The following is a 23,173-nucleotide window of genomic DNA, read 5'->3' on the forward strand; positions in this document are numbered from 1 at the left end:
TTAATCTATGGTCTAACTAACATCTGAGTTAGTGTAGAGGCTTTATCAGTACTTACATAATTCATAACATTAGATAAAGTCTTCTTTCCCATCCTAGATAAAACATCTACTACAATAGTAGCATCAGATATTTCATAAACTGGTTCAGCAAATATTTCTAACTGTGTTACAGTATTGTCATTTTCCATCATTCTTTCTACAATTTTTGCCACTTTGTTTGGACTCATCTTTTCATATACCAAAACCAGATCATCAACTTTTTTATTGTACTCAGTCATAAACTGTATTGATTTACTGATTTCTGCAGCAATAGATTCCTCACTGCCAATTAATTCTTCTTGTTTCCTTATGGCATTGAATAATTCCTGGATAAAATCATCATCATCAACTTTTGAAAGTATTTCAGCTGATTTTAGAACGGATAAATTTCTATAGATAGTACCTAACTCATCTATTTTATAATTTTCAGTACTACCTATCTCTTCAACAGCCGTTTCTGCAGGTTTTACTTCATACAATCTTGCTAAATCCCCTAACTTTATGTACTGAGTCCTTTTATCAAGTAATTTGCTTTCAACATTAGCTTTTTTGTTACCACTTAAAGAGTATAGGATCTCATCTTTTTTTGGTTCATCTAGATAATACAGTATATCCGCTACCTTATCCTCATTCATTAAACTAAATATTTCAGTCAAATTATCTTTAAATTCCTTATCTTCCTCTATCCTATTAGTTATTTCATTTATTGTAATCAGCAAATCTTGATTTTCCAATCTATTTATTTCATCAAAAAACATACTTTCTTCTTCCATCTTGATTTCATCATAAATTGAGGATAGTAGATTCTTTCTTTGCTCTCTATTTCTGACTAGCGTGATTATTTCTCCAGTCTTTGATGAAGAGTTTGAATTCATGATCCTAATTATTTCCGCATAAAGTTTTTCATCTTCCTTCTTGATTATATATAGTTTGTCAGCAGCTGCTTCATTATCAAGAGATGAAAAGTAGTTAGCTAAATAATTTTTTTTATATTCTCCATCTACATCATTGGACGATAAAGTAAAATGCTCTCCTACAGCGCCTGGTAGCTTGCCTAATAGATTATTTACCTTGTTCTTAAAGGATTTATTATTGAAATACCTGAAAGTTAATATTAATAAAGGTATGACAACCAGCACAATAATAAATATCGATTTTAACTTAGGCTTTTTCTCCTTTTTTGCATTGTCTATATTCTCCACATTGTCCACTTTTTCCATTTTTACTCCCCCTACTGTTGTTGGGTACTAGACCTGTAGCTTGTAATCGTATCTGTCTGTTTCTCCTCATCTCTTTTCAGCTGATATAGATGTTCTTCATATTCGTGTTCTTTCAACTTTTCAAATATTTTCTTTTCCTTAGCAGCCGCTATCAGCTCTTCTTTTGCTTCATTAGCATCATCTCGAGTTTTCGTTACAACTTTCTCCTGTGCTCTTATCATTTTGCTCAGATCATTGATATAATTGTTGTACATAGCTAAATTTCCAACCTTTGTCTTGACGGCTGTCACGTTTTTTTCATCTTTTATATTGTTTTTATACTGATTGAACTCATCTAATTTATTTTCTTCATTGTGTAATCTTTGTTGCACCATACCATATTGACTTTTCTTATAATCTTCCACGGTTTTTTTGTAGTTAAGAACCCTCTCTAGCCTAAAGTTAAAATTCACCATCTGCCATTCCTCCTACCTAAGTATTATTTATTTGACTATATATTTCATTCATCATAGAAATGGTTTCTTCAAACGGATAACTTTTTAAAACCTCCTGGGTCAGAAATCCATCAATACTTTCTTTTAATTCTATAGCTGTATCTATTTTTTTATTTGAACCCATTTTATAGGCACCAATATTTATTAAATCCTCCGACTCCCTATATGTTGCCATTACATCTTTTATAGCATTTGCCATTCTCAAATGTTCTTTGTCTATGATATTTGGCATAACCCTACTCACACTCGCTAAAACATCTATAGCCGGATAATGATTTTGATTTGCCAACTTTCTAGATAGTATAATATGTCCATCTATAATTCCCCTAACGGTATCCGTTACTGGCTCATTTAGATCATCCCCGTCTACTAATACCGTATATAAACCTGTTATAGTACCTTTAGAAGAAGTGCCAGCCCTTTCTAGTAACTTAGGCATTATTGCAAATACCGAAGGAGTAAACCCTCTAGTTACAGGAGGTTCACCTATAGCTAGCCCAATTTCTCTTTGAGCCATTGCAAATCTAGTAAGGGAATCCATTAAAAGCATTACATCCCTGCCACTATCCCTAAAGTATTCAGCAATAGCAGTAGTTACTAAAGCTCCCTTTACCCGTATAAGAGCTGGTTGATCTGAAGTAACTACTACCACAACAGATTTTTTTAATCCTTCCTCCTTTAAATCCTTCTCCAGGAATTCCCTAACTTCCCTTCCTCTCTCTCCTATTAAACCTATTACGTTGATGTCAGCAGAACTATTTCTAGAAACCATACCCATAAGGGTACTTTTTCCAACTCCACTTCCTGCAAATATACCAATTCTTTGGCCTTTGCCACAGGTTAGTAATCCATCAACAGCCTTAATTCCAAAAGATAAGGGTTCTGATATTACTTTACGCTCCAATGGGTTAGGGGGAGAGTTAGATACAGCATAAGTCTTTTCCGTCTTAATAGGTCCCTTGCCATCAATAGGATTGCCTAGCCCGTCTATAACTCTGCCGATAAGTGCTTCGCCTACATTAACCCTTAGAGTTTTTCCACTGGCAACCACTGAGCTACCCGATGCAATTCCTTCCATATCCCCTAAAGGCATAAGTAATATTTTATCATCCTTAAAACCTACTACTTCTGCCAATACTGGTTCTAAACTGTTGTGAGGATATATATAACATAGTTCACCAATTGTAGCTATAGGTCCATCTGATTCTATAGTTAAACCAGTGACTTTTGTGATCTTTCCAGTATATTTAATAAATCTTCTTCTATTAACTTCCCTTATGTATTTTTTTATATCTAATGTCTGTTCCATATATATCACTCATTACTTAATATTGTTAGTAATAAATCCTTAATTTCCTCCAGCTGATTATGGATACTTACATCCACGTTCCCCTTTGAAGTCTCTAATATACAATCACCTTTAATCATATCGCTATTTACACGTATATCAATTTCGTCGACTAAACTTGCCTTAGCTAATATAATATCTTTCGACTTCTCTACCATATCCTTGTCCTCCTGTGACACTATTATGGTAAGCTTTTGTGATATTTCTAGATTGTCTATTCCATTTAATATTAGAGATACTATCAGTTCTTCATCTTCTTCAACTTTTTCATATAGCACCTTCTCATATACTGATATGACAAGTTGAATTAAATCCCCTTCTAAATCTCTTAACAATCTATTTCTTTTCTCTATATAATATTTTTTAATATCCAGTGCCTCAGATATTAGATCCTCTGAATCCTTTTTCCCTTCTCCATACCCTTTTTCGTATCCCTGCTCATATCCTTCCTTGTAGCCAACTTTATGGCCTTTATCATATCCATTAACTTCAGCATCCTTAAATAGCTCCTGGGCTCTTTCATAAGAATCATTTAATACTTCTTCAGATTTTTCATATGCAGAATTAATTATGTGGTTTGATTTTTTATTTGCATTTGTAATTATTTCTTCGTATTTTTCTCTAGCCTCTTCTAATAGAGATTCATCTATTGCTGTTTCAGCATCCTTTTTATCCCTAGATATTACACTTCTCTCTATGACTCTTGTAGATTTAATGATATTAGACAATGATTTCATCTCCTCCTCTAGGAGTGATTATCTCTCCATCTTCTTCAAGTTTTCTAATTATATTTACTATGTTTTGCTGTGCCTCTTCAATATCCCTAATCCGAACAGGTCCCATAAATTCTATGTCTTCTTTTATCATTTCTACAAGTCTTTTACTCATATTTGCAAATACGACTTCTTTCACCTCTTCGCTAGCACCCTTTAATGCAATAGCCCATTGGGAATTGTCGATTTCTCTAGTAATTCTTTGAATACTTCTATTATCTAAAGATACAATATCCTCAAATACAAACATCCTTCTTCTAATTTCTTCACTCAGCTCTGCATCTCTTATATCTAGTTCTTCCATAATAAATTTCTCCGTTCCTCTATCTACAGAATTTAGTATATCAACGACTGATTGTACCCCTCCAGTGGTAGTGAAATCTTGAGATAGCATACCAGAAAATTTGGTCTCTAATACCTTTTCAATTTCCTTTACAACTTCTGGAGATGTCCTATCCATTATGGCAATTCGCCTTGTAACCTCTCCCTGTTTTTCTGGTGGCAAACTAGCTAAAATCTGAGCTGCTTGTCCAGGATTAAGATAAGAGAGTATTAATGCTATGGTTTGAGGATGTTCATTTTGTATATAATTTAATAGTTGGTTTGGGTCTGCCTTTCTAATAAATTCAAAAGGTCTTACATGTAAAGATGAAGTAAGTCTATTAATAATATCAACAGCTTTGTCAGGACCTACAGCCCTTTCCAATATTTCCTTTGCATAGTTTATTCCTCCTTCGGAAATATACTCTTGAGCTAATGCAATTTGATAAAATTCTTCAATAACCTCTTTTTTTTCCTCTGATGATACCATACGAGTATTTGCGATTTGCAATGTAAGCTCTTCGATCTCCTCTTCACTTAAGTGTTTGAAGATTTCTGCTGACTTCTCCGGACCTAAAGAAATTAACAGTATAGCAGCCTTTTCTTTCCCATCAAATTGTCTTTTCGCCATATTAAATCGCCCCTATTCATTTAGCCAAGTTCTTAGTAGTTGTGCAACTGCATCTGGTTTATTATCTACAAGTTTTTCAATCTGTGTTTTCATTTTCGATTCTTCTGTTTCAAATTCAAGATCTTTTACTTCAGTCTCTATTAGAGTTACATCGTCTAACTCTGGTTCAAGTTCATCAATATCTTTCTCTTTTTTCCTTCTATACACAACAAACGTTGCTATAGAAAATGCTGCAATTGCTGCTAATATAAATGCTAGCCAATTAATCTCTCTTTTGTCCTCTGCTGCATCTAGATCATCTCTTCTGAAGTTTTGAGCCTTTACTTCTACTTGTTTTGTATCTAGACCCGTTGCAGCATAGATTAAATCAGCAATTTCTTCTTCTAAGCCTGATGTAAATTCACCATCAATTATAGCATTTCTATTGATAAGCACTGCCACTGTAATATCCTCTACTTGGCCCGGTGCTTTCCTAATCTCTTTATTTATTTCATCTAGTTCATAATTTATAGTATTGCTTATCTTGTCATATCTTTCGTTCCCATCCTCTAGCATCTGATAATCTTCTTCGTCAACATTTGAATCTGCTCCAGGTACGCCTCCTGCTGCATTGCCTACCATGTGTTCTTCTATCTGTTCCATGCTCCTAATTAACCCTTCTTCATTTCCCTCAACAGGAGGAGCAAATTCAACAATAGTAGTTTTTTCACTGTCAAAGTTTATCTTCACACTAGATCTAATGTCCACATTGCCACGACCAAATACATTTTCTAAAAACTCCCTCAAACTATCATTTATACGAAGTTCCAAGTTGTTTTTAATAGTAAATTGATCCGTCATTAAAAAGTCCGTTTCATCCTGTTCATCGGTTAGTAATCTACCTTCACTGTCTACAATTTGAACATTTTCCGGATCCATGTTTATAGATCCTGCTACTAAATTTTTTATTGCAATAACTGTTTCACCTTTTAAAGGTCTATTATCGGCTTTTTCTATAAATACCGATGCAGTCGTTTCCATTTTGTTCTCTTCTAATACAAACCCAGTACCTTCTTTAACATCTATGTACACAGTAGCATTTTCAATTCCATCAATATCCGATATGGTTGAAGATAGTTCACTTTGAAGAGCGTATTTCATCCTCTCTTTTTTGTCATAATCTGTCATAGTCCAGCTACTGTCATTAAAGGCATCCATAAAACTGTAACCTTCTTTTGGAAGTCCATAGGAAGCCAACTCTATTTTAATTTTGTTTTTCATATCTGCTGGAACCAATATTGTAGTAGTATCGTCTTTACTAGGGGTTTTCCATTTAATTCCCAGTTCGTCAAGCTTTTTGGTAATTTGAGCCATATCCTTTAGAGATAGGTCTTCGTAAAGCACTTCATATTTAGGCCTAGTAAGTATAATTGAAAGTATGATTATTGAAAGAAGAATAATTACAGAAATAATAAGTATTTTATTTCTCTTGCTCTTATCTAATCCCTGCCAATATTCATTTAATTGATTCCTCATTTGCTGTATTGTTTCCCCCACCTTAACACCTCATTTCTTGCAGCAATATTTTCTATATCTGCATTCTCATTATTTCTCTATAGGCTTCTACGACCTTGTTTCTTATGCTTAAGGTCAATTGCAAAGCAATATTTGCCTTTTCCCCTGCAATAGTCACATCGTGTAGATTGTCTATTCCTCCAGTAACGAGCAACTCCTTATATTCATCCTTTTCCATTTGTAACTGGTTTACTTTATTTAGTGCATCCCCTAACAATGCGCTAAATTCTTTAGTTTCTTCTGGTTTGGGATTTTGTTTTTCATCTTCCCAAGGTATAGTTAACTTATTTGAAGAAATTGTTCTAACTTGCATCTAATTACCTCCTACCTATTTCTAAAGCTTTCATCAGCATTGATTTACTTGCATTCATAGCTGTAATATTGGCTTCATAGGCCCTTTGGGCATCTATCATATCTACCATTTCCTTTACCATATCTACATTAGGCAACATCACATATCCATTCTCATCAGCATCAGGATGGCCTGGTTCATAGACTAATCTAAAGGGGGTATCATCTTCTACTACTTCTCTGATCTTTACCCCCTCACCGTTAAATTTGTTGCTATACTTTTCAAGATAAGCTGAAAAAGGTTTCTTATCCTCTTCAAATACTACCATCTGTCTCCTGTAGGGCAATCCCCCAGTTCCCCTGGTAGTATTTACATTAGCCATATTTTTGCTGATAATATCGATTCTAGTTTTCTCTGCAGTTAGTGCAGAGGCACTTATGTTGATAGAATCAAACATACTCATTATTACTTACTCCCTTCGTTAATAACATTTTTAATTTTATCAAACTCATCTATTGTTTGATTAATAAGAGCATTGTACATAATAGTATTCTTTGCTAAATTTGCCGACTCCGTATCTATATTTACATTGTTTTTATCAAATCTATAGGAAGTTTTTTTGTCTACATCTATTGTTGGTTCTATATCATTTATTTTTCTTGATACAGGTAGGTGTTTACCATGGGTTCTAGTTAACTTGCTCTCCTGTCCATCTATTGCTTCTTTTAATTTACCTTCAAAGTTTACCGTTAACCTTTTATAATTAGGAGTATTGGCATTTGATATATTATGATTTATGGCTTTGTTTCTAAGCCATACAGCATCTAGGGCCTTATTCATAATGTTTACATTATTATAAAATTGCTTTAACACATTATCACCTCTTTACATTAAATAATAGTACAATACCTAGTAAAATTCAACGTAAATCGTCAGTATTTCCTATTTGAAAGCCTTTTTCTATAGTAAAAAAGCTTATATAACTTTATATTCTACATAATACCAGAAAATCCTCTTTATTTGTAGTAGGATTTTGCTGAAAAATGGCAAATCCATCTTAAGACCTATGGATATAAAAAAATAGTGGGACATCCCACTATTTTCTCCTTAATAGCTATTCTTTTACCTTTTCCAATTCTTCTAATAGTTTGTCATTCAATATTTTAATATGCGTACCTTTCATACCTAAAGACCGAGATTCGATCACCCCTGCAGATTCAAACTTACGCAAGGCATTGACAATTACAGATCTTGTAATTCCAACCCTATCGGCAACCTTACTTGCTACTAATAGTCCTTCATCTCCGTCTAGTTCTTCAAATATATGCTCCATAGCTTCTAGCTCAGAATAAGATAGAGTCCCTATTGCCATCTGGACTACAGCTTTCTTTCTAGCTTCTTCCTCCATCTCCTCACTCTTAGACCTTAATATTTCCATTCCTACAATTGTAGCACTATATTCGGCTAATACCAAATCATCTTCGGTAAATTCTCTACCAAATCGTGCTAATACTAAAGTTCCTAATCTAACACCACCACTATTTATGGGTATTATAGTCGCAATCTTATCTGGATAATCACATTCTGAAATTTGATCGAATACACATTCAGTGATTTCTTCTACATTTTCTTTTGTTTCACTAACTTTTAACAATTCATCATTGTATTTTTTAGGAAATCTCTTTTCATTCACAATCTCTGACTGAATTATATCACAATCAAACCCAGTAGATAACTCATATCCTAATACCCTGCCTTTTTTGCTAGCAATATATACATTGGCATCTAGTATTTCACTAAGTATCATGCTTAGCTCTTGAAACGATACAGGCTTTGAACCTGAACTCTGTAATGTCTTATTTAATCTTCTTGTTTTTTGTAATAAACTTTCCATCAATTGTATCCTCCTTTTATAATATATATTTTGATATATCCTTTTGGTGTATATGTTCCATCAATTTTTCATTTACGTAAGTCTCATCTACCACTATTTTGTCAGCATCTAGGTCAGATGCTTCAAAAGAAATATCCTCCAAAAGTTTCTCCAAAACTGTCTGCAGTCTTCTTGCTCCTATGTTCTCAGACTGCTCATTTGCTATATATGCAACTTTCGCAATAGCTTTGATGGCTTCTTCAGTAAATTCTAGGTCTATACCCTCAGTTCCTAACAACAACTGGTACTGTTTTATTATTGCATTCTTAGGTTTGGTCAAAATTTCTACAAAGTTTTCTTCAGTTAAATTCTCTAGCTCAACCCTAATTGGAAATCTACCTTGAATTTCAGGTATCAAATCACCAACCTTTGAAACATGAAAAGCTCCAGCTGCAATAAATAATATGTGATCCGTTTTTACAGGTCCATACTTAGTCATAACTGTGGTTCCTTCAATAATTGGAAGTATGTCTCTCTGAACTCCTTCCCTGGAGACATCTGGTCCACCAGCATAGTCTTTGCCTGCAATCTTATCTATTTCATCTATGAATATAATTCCCGTTTCTTCTGCTTTAGCTATACCTATATTTATAGCTTCATCCATATCAATTAGTTTTTGTGCTTCTTGATTGCAAATTATCTTTCTAGCCTCTTCTATTGTTACTCTCTTTTTTTTAGTTTTCTTTGGTAAAAAATCCCCAAATATATCTTCCATATTAATATTATATTCTTCCATTCCCAAACCACTAAATAGCTCTATAGTAGAATTATGATTATCTTCTACATCTATTTCTATTACTTCATTTTCTAATTCTCCCTTTAACAATTTTTCCCTTACTTCTTTACGTTTATTCATAATCAGTTCTTTCTCAGTTATAGTCTTTTCGTCCTCTTCTTTTTCAGTACTAAACAAAGCTTCTAGAGGATTAGAACCTCTTTTTTTTGAAGGCAATGGAAATAATATATCCAGAATCCTTTCATTTGCTATCTTCTCACTTTTTTCATAAACTTCTTCTATTTTTTCAACCTTAACCATTCTAATGGATTCTTCTACCAGATCTCTAATCATTGAATCTACATCTCTTCCAACATATCCAACCTCTGTAAACTTTGTAGCCTCCACTTTTATAAAAGGGGCTTCTACTAGTTTAGATAATCGTCTTGCTATTTCAGTTTTTCCTACTCCCGTTGGTCCTATCATAAGAATATTTTTAGGTTTGACTTCTTCTTTAAACTCTTCAGATAGTAGGTTCCTTCTATATCTATTTCTAAGGGCGATGGAAACAGCCTTTTTGGCTGGGTTCTGACCTATAATATATTTATCTAATTCTTCTACTATTTGTTTTGGTGTAAGTTCAACCATATAACAACCCCCCTAAATTACTTCAATGGTAATACAGTTATTTGTATATATACAGATAGATGAAGCTATTAGGATGGACTCCTGGGCTATTTCCTCTGCAGTTAATTCTGAGTGTCTTAGGAGGGCTTTCCCAGAAGCATAGGCATAGTTACCCCCAGAGCCTATAGCTATGATTCCATCTTCCGGTTCAATTACTTCCCCGTTTCCTGATATGAGAAGTAAATTTTCCTTATCTGCTGCAATCAACATAGCTTCTAGCCGTCTTAGAACCTTATCCCTTCTCCACTCTTTAGCTAGTTCCACAGCAGACCTTCTAAGGTTCCCACCATATTGTTCCAACTTTTCCTCTAGAATTTCTGCTAAAGTTAGAGCATCAGCCACCGAACCAGCAAATCCTACAACAACATTATCATCATATATTTTTCTAACCTTTTTCGCAGTATTTTTCATTATTGTCGAATCCCCAAAGGTAATCTGCCCATCCCCTGCTATAGCGACTTTCCCTTCCTTTTTAACCGCTACGATAGTGGTACCTTTTAACACTGTCAACACCTCAATTCCAATAAATTCGTCAAAGATAATGTATTCTGAATATTCTATCATATATATTATACATTACTATACATCAGTCAAAATGTACAGTAATTTTTTATTCTTTTTCGATCCTACTATAACCACATTCCTTATCCATACATCTAATTTTCGTTCCCTTTTTAGTCTTCTTCTTTACCAAAACTCCATTACACTGAGGGCATTTTTCCTCAATTGGTTCATCCCAAGAAATAAAATTGCAATCTGGAAAATTACTGCATCCATAGAAGATCCTTCCTTTCCTGGATCTTCTTCTAATTATATTTCCACCACAAAGAGGACAAGGCACATTCAGTTCATCTACTATGGCTTTGGTGTTTTTACACTCAGGGTATCCAGGACAAGCCAAGAACTTTCCATATCTGCCATACTTAACAACCATATTCCTGCCACATTTTTCACAGATTTCATCAGTTACTTCATCTTCAATTTCTATCTTGTCTATTTCCTCCTCAGCTTTTCTCAACACTACCTCGAAATCTTTATAAAAATCATCTACTACTAACTGCCATTCATAATCACCTTCTGCTATTCTATCCAACTTTTCTTCTAATTCTGCAGTAAATTCTTCGTTTACTATATCTTCAAAATACTCTCCTAGCAAATCATTAACTAAAATCCCTAACTCTGTAGGTGCAAAAGACCTATTATTTAAATTTACATACTCTCTATTTAATATTGTAGATATAGTCGGTGCATAAGTACTTGGCCTACCAATACCCAAATCCTCTAAGGTTTTAATTAAAGAAGCTTCAGTATATCTAGAAGGTGGTTGAGTGAAATGTTGATTAGGTTCGATTTTATTTACCTTTAACTTTTCTCCTTCCTCCAAAATAGGTATTTCTAAGTCCTTATCTTTATCTTCTTGATTGCTATATACCTTTAAAAATCCATCAAAGCTCATCTTAGATCCGGAAGCTCTGAATATATTCCCATTAGAAATAATCTTAACAGAAATAGTATCAAACTTAGCAGGACTCATCTGAGAGCTTACAAATCTTTTCCATATTAAATCATACAACTTAAATTGATCTGGAGTTAAAGATTTTTTAATATCTTCAGGTTTTCTCAATATCGAAGAAGGTCTAATACCTTCGTGAGCATCTTGAGTTTCTTTTTTACTCTTGTTGCTATATGTCTTTCCCCCGCTGCTATATGCTTTACCATAGTTATCGGTAATAAAGGTTTTTGCGAGATTTGCAGCTTCATCCGATACCCTAGTGGAGTCAGTTCTAATATAAGTAATAAGCCCCACAGTACCTTCTCCTTTAATATCAATTCCTTCATAAAGCTGTTGTGCAATCATCATGGTTTTTCTAGTAGAAAAGCCTAATTTTTTTGATCCTTCCTGCTGTAATGTACTAGTAGTAAAAGGTGCATAAGGATTTCTTCTTTTAGTTCCCTTTTTTACCTCATCTACTATAAAACTATCTTTATCCATAGAGCTTATAATCTCATCTACCTCTTCCTTACTAAAAATCTCAACCTTTTTATCTTTCCCATTTTCCAATATTCCATAAAAATTTGCCTCAAAAGGTATGTTGTCCTTTTCCAATAAAGCTTTAATACTCCAATATTCTTGAGGAACAAAAGCTTCAATTTCCTTCTCCCTATCACATATAAGCTTAACAGTTACCGATTGGACTCTACCAGCACTTAGACCCCTTTTTATTTTACGCCAAAGTAATGGGCTTATTTTGTATCCTACTAATCTATCCAATATCCTCCTCGCCTGTTGTGCATCTACAAGATTCTTATCTATGGTTCTTGGTTTATCTATGGCATTGAATATAGCATCCTTTGTAATCTCATTAAATTCAATCCTCACAAGTTCATCCTCATTGATACCTAATATATGGGCTAAATGCCATGATATAGCCTCCCCCTCCCTATCTGGGTCAGTGGCTAAAAAGATTTTATCAGCTTTTTTCGCTTCATCTTTTAATTCTTTTACCACTGGTCCTTTGCCTCTAATTGTAATATATTTAGGCTCATAATTATTATCTATATCAATGCCTAAACTGCTTTTAGGCAGATCTCTCACATGTCCTACAGAAGCCTTAACTTTATAGTTTTTACCTAAAAACTTTCCAATAGTTTTTGCCTTTGCAGGTGACTCAACTATTACTAAATTTTTTTGCAATGTTTACACCTCCAAATAACAATCGACTATGACAAGGTAAATATTCTACCCGTCATTTCCTTAATCATCCCTTTTAGTTCCAATATGGTAAGTACACTATTTACAGTAGAAATATCTAGCCCAGTACTTATTGCTATACTATCACTATGGATAGGTCCCTCTTTTATTAATTCAACTATCTGTATCTCCAAAGGACTTAGCCCAGATAGATCTAATGCATTGTCTTTATTCAACTTTATTTTTTCTTGTAACTCGTAGATCTCCTCAATTATATCATCTATATCCATTACCAGCTTAGCACCATCTTTAATCAATTTATTTGTACCTCGGCTAAAAATACTATTTATGTTGCCAGGTAAAGCAAAAACTTCTTTGCCTTGTTCTAAAGCGTGATGTGCCGTTATTAAAGATCCGCTCTTTTCTTTAGCTTCAATAACTATAACACCTAAAGATAAGCCACTAATCATTCTATTTCGTTGGGGAAAATTATATGCTAGCGGTGGTACACCCATAAAATATTCAGTAATTACGGCACCATTTTTTGGTATATCTCCATACAGTTTTTCATTTCTCTTAGGATAGATGACATCTAAACCATTTCCCAAAACTCCTATTGTTCTCCCATTTTCCTCTAAAGCTACCTTATGAGCTATAGCGTCGATACCTAAAGCTAAACCACTAACAATGGTTATGTTTAATTTAACTAATTCTCTTACAAATTTTTCAGTAGCCCACTTTCCATAGTTAGTAGCTTTCCTTGACCCTACAACAGCTATTGAGAGTTCATCTTTTTCATTCAGTTCTCCCCTTCTATACAAAACCTTTGGATTATCATAAATATAATGGAGTTTTTTTGGATAATCTTCGTCTAATACAGTAGTTATACTTATATTTTGATCCTCAATTGCATGAAATATTTTCTTTATATAATCTTCGCTACGATAATGTATTATTTTCTCTATAATCTTAGGTTTAATGCCTTTAAGGTCGTACAATTGATCAGTAGATGCTTTCCAGATATCTGTCAATTGGGTGAACTGCATCATTAAATTATCTATATTTCTATTTCCAATTCCCAAGCTACTTAACCATATTAAAATCTCCCTATTGGAAATCCCCTTCACACCATATTACCCCCAATACTTATTATCTAAGCTTCTATACCTAATGGCTTCCAATATATGTTTTTCTCTAATCATGGTTTCTTCGTCTAAATCAGCAATTGTTCTTCCTACTTTTAGAATCTTATTATAAGTTCTAGCACTAAACCTATATCTCTTAAAAGCTTCCTTCATAATAAATTCAGCCTCATTGGTCAATTTACAATATTTTTTTATATCTTTTGGTCCTAACTGAGAATTACTATATATATTATGGTCTTTAAATCTATTTATTTGAATCTTTCTAGCCTTATTAACCCTAGCCCTTATCTCCTGTGAAGTCTCTAGCTTTCTGTCTTCTTTTAAATCCTTATAATTTACTGGTAAAACCTCAATATGAATATCTATCCTGTCCAATAATGGATTGCTAATTTTAGATAAATATCTGTCTATACTACTTTGAGTGCAGCTACATTCATGGAAGGGATCGCCATAATAACCACACGGACATGGATTCATGCTAGCTATCATCATGAATTTAGACGGATAGGTTAGAGTAGCATTTACCCTAGATATTGTTACGACTCCATCTTCCATAGGTTGTCTTAGCACCTCAATAACATCCTTTTTAAACTCTGGTAACTCATCTAAAAACAAAACCCCATTGTGCGCCAATGATACTTCCCCAGGTTTAGGAATCCTTCCACCACCAATTAAAGAAGTTGCTGATGCAGTATGATGGGGAGCCCTGAAGGGACGGTTCTTTACTAATGCATTAGCCTTTAGAAGTCCAGAAACACTATATATTTTAGTCACTTCAATAGCTTCATCAAAAGTTAATTTAGGCAATATAGTGGGTAACCTTCTAGCTGCCATAGTCTTCCCAGCTCCTGGTGGCCCTAAGATGAGCATATTATGAGCCCCAGCAGCAGCCACTTCTAAAGCTCGTTTCAAACCTTCTTGTCCTTTTATATCGCTAAAATCTATATTAAATTCAGATTCTTCATCTAAACATAAATTATCTATCTTATAGGGTTCTATATGCTCTAGTCCGTTTAAAAAATTTACTACTTGTTTTAAATTTTTAGCAGGTATGACTTCCACATCCTCAACAACAGCAGATTCATCTTTATTATCATAGGGTACTATACATCTTCTAATATTAGATTCTCGCATGGAAATAACCATAGGTAGCGCCCCTTCTATGGAATTTAATCTACCATCTAGGGCTAATTCTCCTATAAATGCTATATCACTACAGTCTAATTTGTCAATTACGCCCATAGCCATAAGAAGCCCTACTGCAATAGATAGGTCTAGCTGAGAGCCTTCCTTTTTTAGGTTGGCTGGAGCTAAGTTGACCGTAATTCTACTCAAAGGAAATTCAAACCCACTGTTTTTTATTGCAGTTCGAACCCTTTCCTTTGATTCTTTAATTGAAGTATCTGCTAGGCCTACAATATTGAATACGGGAAGTCCTCTAGATAAATCCGTTTCTACTTCTATAATATATCCATTTAACCCCTGTAGTACACAGGTATTAACCTTAGAATACATAATTAGGCCCCTTTCATGAGAAATATATATTTATTCCCTGGGTAATAGTGAAAACAATGGATATTTCAACTGTTATCAACAAAAAGCATTCTCTATATGGTTTATTTTGCTTTTTTTACTCAAAAACACTTCTATTATATCGTATCTTACTTGATAGTCAAATAGATTTTTTTGTTTGATGTATACAAACGAAGTTTTTATGATTTTATCCTGCTTTCTAAAATTAACTGCTTCATAAGGATAGCCATAATCAACACTGGTCCTAGTTTTCACTTCAATAAAAGTCAAAATATTTGATTTAATTGCTATTATGTCTATTTCTCCTATATTAGTTCTATAGTTTCTATCTAATATATTATAACCATTAGAGATAAGATATTTTATGGCTATATTCTCTCCTTGAAAACCCTTGTGTATATTATTAGTCATTTTATTCTCCTTTATCTTTATCTAAAGAATATACAAATAAGATTATTTCAGATATAGCTTCATATAATTCTGGTGGTATCTCTTCGTACAGATCTAAATTTATTAAATCCTCTATTAGCTTTTCATCCTCATATATCCTAATTCCTGCCTCTTGCCCCGTTTTGACAATTTTCTCCGCAATGTCCCCTTGCCCCTTTGCAATCACTTTTGGAACATTGTACTCTTCTTTATATGCTAAAGCTACAGCCTTTTTTTTAAGGGTATCCTTATTGTATTTCATTCTTTACACCTGCACATCTAAAAAATAAATAGGTTTAGTATTAATAATCAAATGATCTAATATACTTTCTTCATCCCTAGTCGAATATCTAATTGAGTTTACGCTATATCCTGTAACGCTTACCATGTCTTTTAATATATTTTCTTTATTCTTGAAAAGTGCCATATCCTCTTCATTAATATTGTTAAACAAAATGTCCATTATATCATTGTTAACTTTGCAAGATATCTTTATATCTCCCAATCTATTAGTCTGTAAATTGATAAATATATTTATTGTGTTTAGAGGGTTCTCCCTTTTCCTTCTATCCTTAATCAAGGTAACTATGCCTTCTCTCCTGGTCTCACCTATAATTAATGGTAAGTAAACCATATTTAATTGATCCCTTAGTTCGTGAAAAAACTCTAATTTGTTCTGGAGTTCACCTATTTTATTAAGAACGTTTTTATTCCCTCTAATATCATCATCTTTATACAATTCTATTAATTTTTCTAAGGTATCTTTATGCTTTATGATATTTTGCTCGATGATATTTTTGGAACCGCCACTTTTTATAATATCCTTTTTGTTGAACTTTGTAAACTTTTCTTCTAAAATAGTCTCTAAAACTTTGAAATTTTCTGAAAATGCATAGGGATCTTCTGTTAATTGTAGAAAAAATTTTATATTATTCATAGTTGGTTTAATATCATATTTTGTAAAGATACTTATGACTTTAATTATATTCGAATCTATATCTCTTTCTAACAGCTGATTAAAGTTTTCTTCTAACATTGGCATCAAATCTATCTGCTTATTGCTTTCATCCTTTGATTGTATTATTAGATTTCGTATGTCCTCTTTTCCTATAGATGCAAATTCCTCATGAGGATTTGCTAACATAACCACTTCTTTTTCATTAATATTCATTAGCTGTTCTAACTTGTCTAAAGCTTTCAGTCCGTTCTCTAGATTATCCTTATTTATAGAAACATTATACTTTAACAAACTATCTAAATATTCTAAGTTTATTGGATCCTCTTCTATATGATATTCCCTCAGTATGTTAATCAAATAATCCTCTTTTTTTGTAACTAAATCTAAAGGCTCCTGCTTGTTTTCATTGATGATAGGGCTTAGTTCTATCTTATTGGGTAGTAAAGTTTTTACAGCAAAAGTTAAGGATTTAGATTCGTATTCAGTAAAATCACCTTGTAGACGGGCCTTCATAACTCCAAAATCTTTTAATTCAATTATCGCTAAGTCCTCTAATATTTCTAAAATTCTCCCTTCAATTATATCCCCTTCTTTTAGCAATCCGTAGTCCATATTCATATATATATTGTCCATATTAATAAAGCCTTCTACCCTCACGAAAAACTTCACCACCCTGATTTTATAATATATTGCCTAGAAAAGTCATCCTATGTATAGGCGACGGGCCAATCTCCTTAACAGCTTCTCTATGTTCTCTAGTCCCATATCCTTTATTTTTGTTAATTTTGTATCCTCTATATTGCTTATCCCAAATTTGACATAACTCATCTCTATACACCTTTGCTACTATAGATGCACAAGCAATGCCATGGCTTTTTTCATCACCTTTAATCAAATTGGATTGAGGAATATCTAAAGGAATAATCTCCGCATCTACTAATAGATAATCTGGAATTACCATGTGATTTTCCTTATCCTTTAAATTTAATACAGCCTTTTTCATAGCAAGTCTTGTGCTTTCTTTTATATTGATTTCATCAATAACATTTGGGCCTACTTGCCCTAAACCGATGGCAATAGATTTTTCTATTATCTCATAATATAGTTTCTCCCTTTTTTTAGCCGATAGTTTCTTGGAATCATTAACTCCATTAATCAATATACCTTTGGGCATTATAATAGCACAGGCAACTACATCACCGGCTAGACAGCCACGACCTACCTCATCGATACAAGCAATAAGCTCATAACCTTTATCATGAAGTTCATTTTCAATATCTAGCAATATACACACCTCTAATCTTCTGGGACTTCTAAAGTGATCCTTCCTATAGACCCCCTTCTAAATTCATCCACTATAATACGAGAAGCCTTACCAAAATCAATTTCTCCTCCTTTAACTATGCACCCTCTTTTTTTACCAATCTCCATTATAATATCCTGAGATGTTTTATCCTGAATTGTTATATTGTAACGACTTTCTATATAGTCCCTTGAAATATAGTTTAGCTTATCTATAAGCTTTGCAGATAATACCTCTATATCTAATAATTCATCTTTTATAGCTCCAGTAAAAGCTAAGTTTAACCCAGTTTGTTTATCTTCAAATTTAGGCCACAGTATTCCAGGTGTATCCAATAGTTCTAGATCTCCTTTGATTTTAATCCATTGGTTTCCTTTAGTTACTCCAGGTTTATTGCCTACTCTAGCACCTCTTCTTTTAGAAAGGCTATTTATTAATGTAGATTTACCCACATTGGGCACGCCAATGATCATAGCTCTGATAGGTCTATTCTTTATCCCTTTTTTTTCTAGAGCCTTTCTTTTATCCTCTGTTAATCTATAGGACATGTTAACTATCTCATCTAAACCTTTGTTATTTAGACTATCAACAATGACGGCAGTAATCCCCATCTTACAAAAATACTCTTTCCACAACCTATTTGCATTTTTATCAGCTAAGTCAGATTTATTTAATATAACTAATCTGGGTTTATCTCCAACAATATTATCTATATCTGGATTTCGACTACTATAAGGTACTCTTGCATCGATTACTTCATATACTAAATCCACTAAGGCCAAGTTTTTTCTTATAGACTCTTTGGTCTTTTTCATATGACCAGGGTACCAGTTTATGTTCATAGTAATCACCTACTTTCCAAAATAAAATTGGGACTATAACAAGTCCCAATACATTAATAGATTTTCTTCTCTTTAACTTTAGCAGCCTTACCCTGTCTTTGTCGTAGATAGTAAAGCCTTGCTCTCCTTGCTTTACCTTTTCTAGTTATAACAACCTTTTCAATCCTTGGAGAATGTAGAGGGAATGTTCTTTCAACGCCAACACCATAAGACAATCTTCTTACGGTAAAGGTTTCTCTAACTCCTCCACCTTGCCTTTTAATAACTGTACCTTCAAATATCTGCACTCTCTCACGAGTTCCTTCCTTAACCTTATAATGAACTTGAACAGTATCACCTACATTAAAGTCAGGTAGATCATTTCTCAATTGTTCATCCTCTAAAATTTTAATAATATCCACTGTTCAAACCTCCCTTCTCCCTAGACGTTCTTACCTATTGGCAGAGGACCGCCCGTACTTCTATACGTTGTGTATTATAGCACATGAAAATGCAAAATACAACTAGTTTTTATCCATTATTTTTTCTTTTATCTCTTCAAGGATTTTAATTTCCATATCTGTTAATAGGCACTCATCCAACAACTCTGGCCTTTTTATATAGGTAGCTTCAATAGCCTTGTATCTACGCCATTCTTCGATCTTTTTATGGTTCCCAGATAATAATACTTCTGGAACCGATAGATCTCTAAAAGTTCTAGGCCTAGTATATTGTGGATGCTCCAGAAGACCATTATAATGGGACTCATTTATAACGGATTCTTCATTACTTAAAGCACCCGGCAACAGTCTTACGATGGAATCTATGATAACCATAGCTGGAATTTCTCCGCCGGTTAATACATAATCCCCAATGGAGATTTCTAAATCAACATAGTGATCTATTATCCTATTGTCAATTCCCTCATAGTGTCCACATAGTAATATCAAATGTTCATTTTTAGACAAAAAATTAGCTAGATCCTGATTATAGTTATGACCTTGAGGGGATAGATATATAACCATAGAATTATCCCTTCTAACACTAGATATGGCTTCATATATGGGCTCTGGTCTCATTACCATTCCTGGACCTCCACCATAGGGATAATCATCTACACGCTTGTGCTTATCTTTTGAAAATTCCCTTATATCCACTTTATTAAGGGTGCAAAGCCCCTTTTCAATAGTTCTACCTACAATACTCCATTTCTCAAAGTCGTCAAATAAATCAGGAAACAAAGTCAATACATCAATTTTCATTCTATCATTCCTTCAATTGGGTCAATTACAATCTTTTTGTCTTCGATATCTATAAGGACAAAAAATTCCTTCACTGCGGGGATCATATATTCCTTATTTTTTTCATAATCTTTTACAATATATACATCATTACTTGCTGATTGAATAACTTCCGTTACCAACCCAATTTTATCCCCTTTAGTGTTTAGTACCATGCAACCAACTATATCATATATAAAGTATTGCCCCTTTGGTAGCTCAATTCTGTCTTCCTCATCAATATAGATAAAATCCTCTTTAAAAGATAATACATGATTAATATTATCAATCCCTTTAAATTTTATTACCACTAAACCTTTATGATATTTTACACTTTCAATATCTACTTTTAATTTGGCTTCTCCTAAATATACTTTTGTTAGTTCATCAAATCTAGAAATTTCATCAGTCAGTGGAAAAACCTTTACTTCACCTTTAATTCCATGGGTATTGATTATCTTTCCTACTTGAATATAATCCATGTTTTCACCCACCAAAATATAATATAAAGGGATTAGACTGCTAATCCCCTCTATTGAATAATTTCCACTACAACTCTTTTGTTTTCTTTAATAGCAGCTGCTTTTACTACTGTTCTAATAGCCTTTGCAATTCTACCTTGTTTCCCAATTACCTTTCCCATATCATCTTCAGCAACTTTCAATTCAATTATTACGGATTGTGTACCTTCTATCTCATTTACCTCTACCTCATCGGGATTATCTACAAGTGCCTTGGCTATTATCTCTACTAGTTCACCCATTCCTATTAGCACCTCCTAGAAATTATTCTTCCACTTGTTTCTCTTCAATCTTCTCATATATGCCATTCTCTCTAAACAATCTATCAACTGTATCTGTTGGTTTAGCACCATTGTTCAGCCATTTAGTAGCCTTCTCATCATCTATCTTAACTGTTTTAGGCTCAGTTAATGGACTATAATATCCTATTTCCTCAATAAATCTCCCATCCCTTGGGGAACGAGAATCAGCAACTATTATTCTATAAAAAGGGTTTTTCTTTGCACCCATTCTTCTTAGTCTAATTTTAACTGCCATGTTTTCACCTCCTCAATATGTCAAATATCTATTAGAAAAAGGGGAATCCAAATTTCCCTTTCTTCTTCATTGTCTTTTCCATATCACCAAAGCGCTTCATCATCTTCCTAGTCTCTTTAAATTGTTTTAACAGTCTATTTACATCCTGAACATTAGTTCCACTACCCATTGCTATTCTCTTTCTCCTACTGCTATCGATTATAGATGGGTTTTCTCTTTCCTCGGGGGTCATAGACTGTATAATAGCCTGAATCCTAACTATCTCCTTTTCATCTACATTTAAATCCTTTATCGCTTTTGAATTGATTCCAGGAATCATACCAATTAGTTCATCTAAAGGCCCTAAGTTTTTCATTTGATCCAATTGATCTAAAAAGTCATCTAATGTAAACTGTTGAGAACGAATTTTTTTCTCTAATTCTAAAGCTTTTTTTTCATCAATGGAAGCTTGAGCTTTCTCTATTAAGCTTAAAACGTCTCCCATGCCTAATATCCTTGATGCCATCCTATCTGGATGGAAAGGCTCCAGCTGATCCATTTTTTCGCCCATACCCACAAATTTTATGGGCTTACCAGTAACAGCTCTAATGGACAATGCTGCACCACCTCTAGCATCGCCATCTAGCTTGGTGAGTATTATCCCTGAGATTTCTAGCTTATCATTAAAAGTTTCTGCCACATTGACTGCATCTTGACCAGTCATAGCATCTACTACCAATAGGACATCATCTGGGCTTACAGCCCCATGTATATTCTGCAATTCCCCCATAAGCTCTTCATCTATGTGAAGCCTACCAGCAGTATCTATAATAATATAATCATTGTTGTTTTTCTTTCCATATTCCATAGCTGCCTTTGCTATATCAACTGGACTATTTTTGTCTCCCATTGAAAATACTGGTACTCCTACTCGTTCCCCTACTACCTCCAGCTGTTTAATTGCTGCAGGTCTATATACATCACAGGCAACTAATAAGGGTCTCTTATTCTGTTTTTTTAGATTGTATGCCAATTTCCCAGAAGTCGTAGTCTTCCCTGCACCTTGTAGTCCACACATAAGTATTACTGTTGGCGGCGTTGGTGAAAGGTTTAACTTCTCTTCTTTTTCCCCCATCAAATTAGTTAACTCTTCATTTACAATTTTGATTACCTGTTGTCCAGGGGTCAAGCTTTCCATTACTTCAGCACCAACAGCTCTAGATTTTACCCTTTTAACAAAATCCTTTACCACTTTAAAGTTAACATCTGCCTCCAAAAGAGCCAATCTTACTTCTCTCATGGCCATGTCCACATCTTTTTCTGAAAGTTTACCTTTGCCTTTTAATTTTCCTAATGCATTTTGTAGCTTTTCAGACAAGCTTTCAAACACCATCAATCAACGACCTCCTGGCTATTATCTATTAATCTTCTCACAATGTTCTTTAGGTCTTCAGTCTTCTTAGCAATTTTTCTGTTGCCTATATTTTGGGATTCTTTTTCTATGTCTTCTATTATGCTAGCCATTTTACTTATTTCTCTCATATTTGAATCAAATTTATTGACCAGGCCGAGCACATCCTCGTATTCATAAAGTTTTTGTTCAGCTCTTTTCAATGTGTCATATACACCTTGTCGACTTATACCTAGCTCTTCTCCTATTTCACCTAAAGATAGATCATGGATATAGTATAGCTCAATAGCTGCATATTGACTTTCACTTAACAATCTACCATAAAAATCAAATAGTATGCCAATTTCCACTAATTTTTCAACCATTTTATCACCAATCAAATATACACTGTCAAGCAATTTACTTGACAGTGTTATTCTATTATATCTTTTCCACTTTGTCAATATATAAAATTAAAATTATTATTATTCTATGATAATGTCATATTAAATTCATTCTGATAAAATGTCATATATGAGAGAGGAGATATTTAATATGACTCAAAAAGAAATAACTAG

The 23,173-nt window shown here is 33.6% G+C and carries 27 protein-coding genes; all 27 read right to left on the reverse strand.

All coding sequences use genetic code 11. The features are described 5' to 3' along the window. Positions 1–5: 5 nt before the first annotated feature. The 27 genes from C3E88_RS05800 to ylxM all read right to left on the reverse strand — a co-directional run bounded on the left by C3E88_RS05800 (position 6) and on the right by ylxM (position 22,996). A complete protein-coding gene (locus tag C3E88_RS05800; RefSeq protein WP_236909222.1) occupies positions 6–1,259 on the reverse strand; it encodes a hypothetical protein in 1,254 nt (417 codons plus the stop codon). 11 nt (positions 1,260–1,270) lie between these two features. After that, complete coding sequence (gene fliJ / locus C3E88_RS05805; protein WP_236909223.1) at positions 1,271–1,714, reverse strand: flagellar export protein FliJ; 444 nt, start codon at positions 1,712–1,714, stop codon at positions 1,271–1,273. A 16-nt stretch (positions 1,715–1,730) separates the two neighbouring features. After that, complete coding sequence (fliI, locus tag C3E88_RS05810; protein ID WP_236909224.1) at positions 1,731–3,062, reverse strand: flagellar protein export ATPase FliI; 1,332 nt, start codon at positions 3,060–3,062, stop codon at positions 1,731–1,733. A gap of 5 nt (positions 3,063–3,067) precedes the next feature. Continuing rightward, entirely contained in the window at positions 3,068–3,829 is a 762-nt protein-coding gene (locus C3E88_RS05815) for a FliH/SctL family protein (RefSeq protein WP_236909225.1), read from the reverse strand. Continuing rightward, a complete protein-coding gene (gene fliG / locus C3E88_RS05820) occupies positions 3,822–4,826 on the reverse strand; it encodes a flagellar motor switch protein FliG (RefSeq protein WP_236909226.1) in 1,005 nt (334 codons plus the stop codon). Before fliG ends, C3E88_RS05815 begins: the two co-directional genes overlap by 8 nt. Before the next feature lie 12 nt (positions 4,827–4,838). Beyond that, the gene (fliF, locus tag C3E88_RS05825) at positions 4,839–6,362 is read right to left on the reverse strand and encodes a flagellar basal-body MS-ring/collar protein FliF (protein WP_236909227.1); all 1,524 of its coding nucleotides are present in this window, start codon (positions 6,360–6,362) and stop codon (positions 4,839–4,841) included. Positions 6,363–6,393: 31 nt separating this feature from the next. After that, complete coding sequence (fliE, locus tag C3E88_RS05830) at positions 6,394–6,693, reverse strand: flagellar hook-basal body complex protein FliE (RefSeq protein ID WP_236909228.1); 300 nt, start codon at positions 6,691–6,693, stop codon at positions 6,394–6,396. Between the two features lie 4 nt (positions 6,694–6,697). After that, a complete protein-coding gene (flgC, locus tag C3E88_RS05835) occupies positions 6,698–7,135 on the reverse strand; it encodes a flagellar basal body rod protein FlgC (protein WP_236909229.1) in 438 nt (145 codons plus the stop codon). 2 nt (positions 7,136–7,137) lie between these two features. Continuing rightward, positions 7,138–7,545, reverse strand: a complete 408-nt coding sequence (flgB, locus tag C3E88_RS05840; RefSeq protein ID WP_236909230.1) for a flagellar basal body rod protein FlgB — start codon at positions 7,543–7,545, stop codon at positions 7,138–7,140. Between the two features lie 241 nt (positions 7,546–7,786). Next, positions 7,787–8,566: a GTP-sensing pleiotropic transcriptional regulator CodY gene (gene codY / locus C3E88_RS05845; RefSeq protein WP_236909231.1), complete on the reverse strand. Its 780-nt coding sequence runs from the start codon at positions 8,564–8,566 to the stop codon at positions 7,787–7,789. Positions 8,567–8,582: 16 nt separating this feature from the next. Then, positions 8,583–9,968 (reverse strand): ATP-dependent protease ATPase subunit HslU, encoded by a 1,386-nt coding sequence (hslU, locus tag C3E88_RS05850; protein ID WP_236909232.1) that lies wholly within the window; start codon positions 9,966–9,968, stop codon positions 8,583–8,585. A 12-nt stretch (positions 9,969–9,980) separates the two neighbouring features. Next, the gene (gene hslV, locus C3E88_RS05855) at positions 9,981–10,511 is read right to left on the reverse strand and encodes an ATP-dependent protease subunit HslV (RefSeq protein WP_236909249.1); all 531 of its coding nucleotides are present in this window, start codon (positions 10,509–10,511) and stop codon (positions 9,981–9,983) included. Positions 10,512–10,617: 106 nt separating this feature from the next. Then, complete coding sequence (gene topA, locus C3E88_RS05860; protein ID WP_236909233.1) at positions 10,618–12,702, reverse strand: type I DNA topoisomerase; 2,085 nt, start codon at positions 12,700–12,702, stop codon at positions 10,618–10,620. 26 nt (positions 12,703–12,728) lie between these two features. Further along, a complete protein-coding gene (gene dprA / locus C3E88_RS05865) occupies positions 12,729–13,826 on the reverse strand; it encodes a DNA-processing protein DprA (RefSeq protein ID WP_236909234.1) in 1,098 nt (365 codons plus the stop codon). Between the two features lie 6 nt (positions 13,827–13,832). Then, a complete protein-coding gene (locus C3E88_RS05870) occupies positions 13,833–15,359 on the reverse strand; it encodes a YifB family Mg chelatase-like AAA ATPase (RefSeq protein WP_236909235.1) in 1,527 nt (508 codons plus the stop codon). Positions 15,360–15,434: 75 nt separating this feature from the next. Then, entirely contained in the window at positions 15,435–15,788 is a 354-nt protein-coding gene (locus C3E88_RS05875) for a YraN family protein (protein ID WP_236909236.1), read from the reverse strand. 1 nt (position 15,789) lies between these two features. After that, on the reverse strand, positions 15,790–16,068 hold the full coding sequence (locus tag C3E88_RS05880) for an EscU/YscU/HrcU family type III secretion system export apparatus switch protein (protein ID WP_236909237.1): 279 nt from the start codon (positions 16,066–16,068) through the stop codon (positions 15,790–15,792). Positions 16,069–16,071: 3 nt separating this feature from the next. Next, positions 16,072–17,433, reverse strand: coding sequence for a hypothetical protein (locus C3E88_RS05885; protein WP_236909238.1), 1,362 nt, complete (start codon positions 17,431–17,433; stop codon positions 16,072–16,074). Between the two features lie 10 nt (positions 17,434–17,443). Further along, the gene (locus tag C3E88_RS05890; protein WP_336513067.1) at positions 17,444–18,058 is read right to left on the reverse strand and encodes a ribonuclease HII; all 615 of its coding nucleotides are present in this window, start codon (positions 18,056–18,058) and stop codon (positions 17,444–17,446) included. Positions 18,059–18,060: 2 nt separating this feature from the next. Beyond that, complete coding sequence (gene ylqF / locus C3E88_RS05895) at positions 18,061–18,909, reverse strand: ribosome biogenesis GTPase YlqF (protein WP_236909240.1); 849 nt, start codon at positions 18,907–18,909, stop codon at positions 18,061–18,063. 53 nt (positions 18,910–18,962) lie between these two features. After that, positions 18,963–19,310 carry a 50S ribosomal protein L19 gene (gene rplS / locus C3E88_RS05900; protein ID WP_236909241.1) on the reverse strand — a complete coding sequence of 116 codons (348 nt, stop codon included), beginning with the start codon at positions 19,308–19,310 and terminating at the stop codon, positions 18,963–18,965. A gap of 102 nt (positions 19,311–19,412) precedes the next feature. After that, positions 19,413–20,150 (reverse strand): tRNA (guanosine(37)-N1)-methyltransferase TrmD, encoded by a 738-nt coding sequence (trmD, locus tag C3E88_RS05905; protein ID WP_236909242.1) that lies wholly within the window; start codon positions 20,148–20,150, stop codon positions 19,413–19,415. Continuing rightward, a complete protein-coding gene (gene rimM, locus C3E88_RS05910) occupies positions 20,147–20,650 on the reverse strand; it encodes a ribosome maturation factor RimM (RefSeq protein ID WP_236909243.1) in 504 nt (167 codons plus the stop codon). The genes trmD and rimM overlap by 4 nt, the downstream gene beginning before the upstream one ends. A 50-nt stretch (positions 20,651–20,700) precedes the next feature. Further along, a complete protein-coding gene (locus tag C3E88_RS05915; protein WP_236909244.1) occupies positions 20,701–20,931 on the reverse strand; it encodes a KH domain-containing protein in 231 nt (76 codons plus the stop codon). A 22-nt stretch (positions 20,932–20,953) separates the two neighbouring features. Beyond that, the gene (gene rpsP / locus C3E88_RS05920) at positions 20,954–21,226 is read right to left on the reverse strand and encodes a 30S ribosomal protein S16 (protein WP_236909245.1); all 273 of its coding nucleotides are present in this window, start codon (positions 21,224–21,226) and stop codon (positions 20,954–20,956) included. A 31-nt stretch (positions 21,227–21,257) separates the two neighbouring features. Continuing rightward, positions 21,258–22,598, reverse strand: a complete 1,341-nt coding sequence (ffh, locus tag C3E88_RS05925) for a signal recognition particle protein (RefSeq protein WP_236909250.1) — start codon at positions 22,596–22,598, stop codon at positions 21,258–21,260. Continuing rightward, positions 22,598–22,996 (reverse strand): YlxM family DNA-binding protein, encoded by a 399-nt coding sequence (gene ylxM / locus C3E88_RS05930; protein ID WP_236909246.1) that lies wholly within the window; start codon positions 22,994–22,996, stop codon positions 22,598–22,600. The genes ffh and ylxM overlap by 1 nt, the downstream gene beginning before the upstream one ends. Positions 22,997–23,173 lie beyond the last annotated feature (177 nt).

Source organism: Clostridium sp. Cult3 (genome assembly GCF_021655115.1).
In the GTDB taxonomy this organism is placed as follows: domain Bacteria; phylum Bacillota; class Clostridia; order Tissierellales; family Tepidimicrobiaceae; genus PPXY01.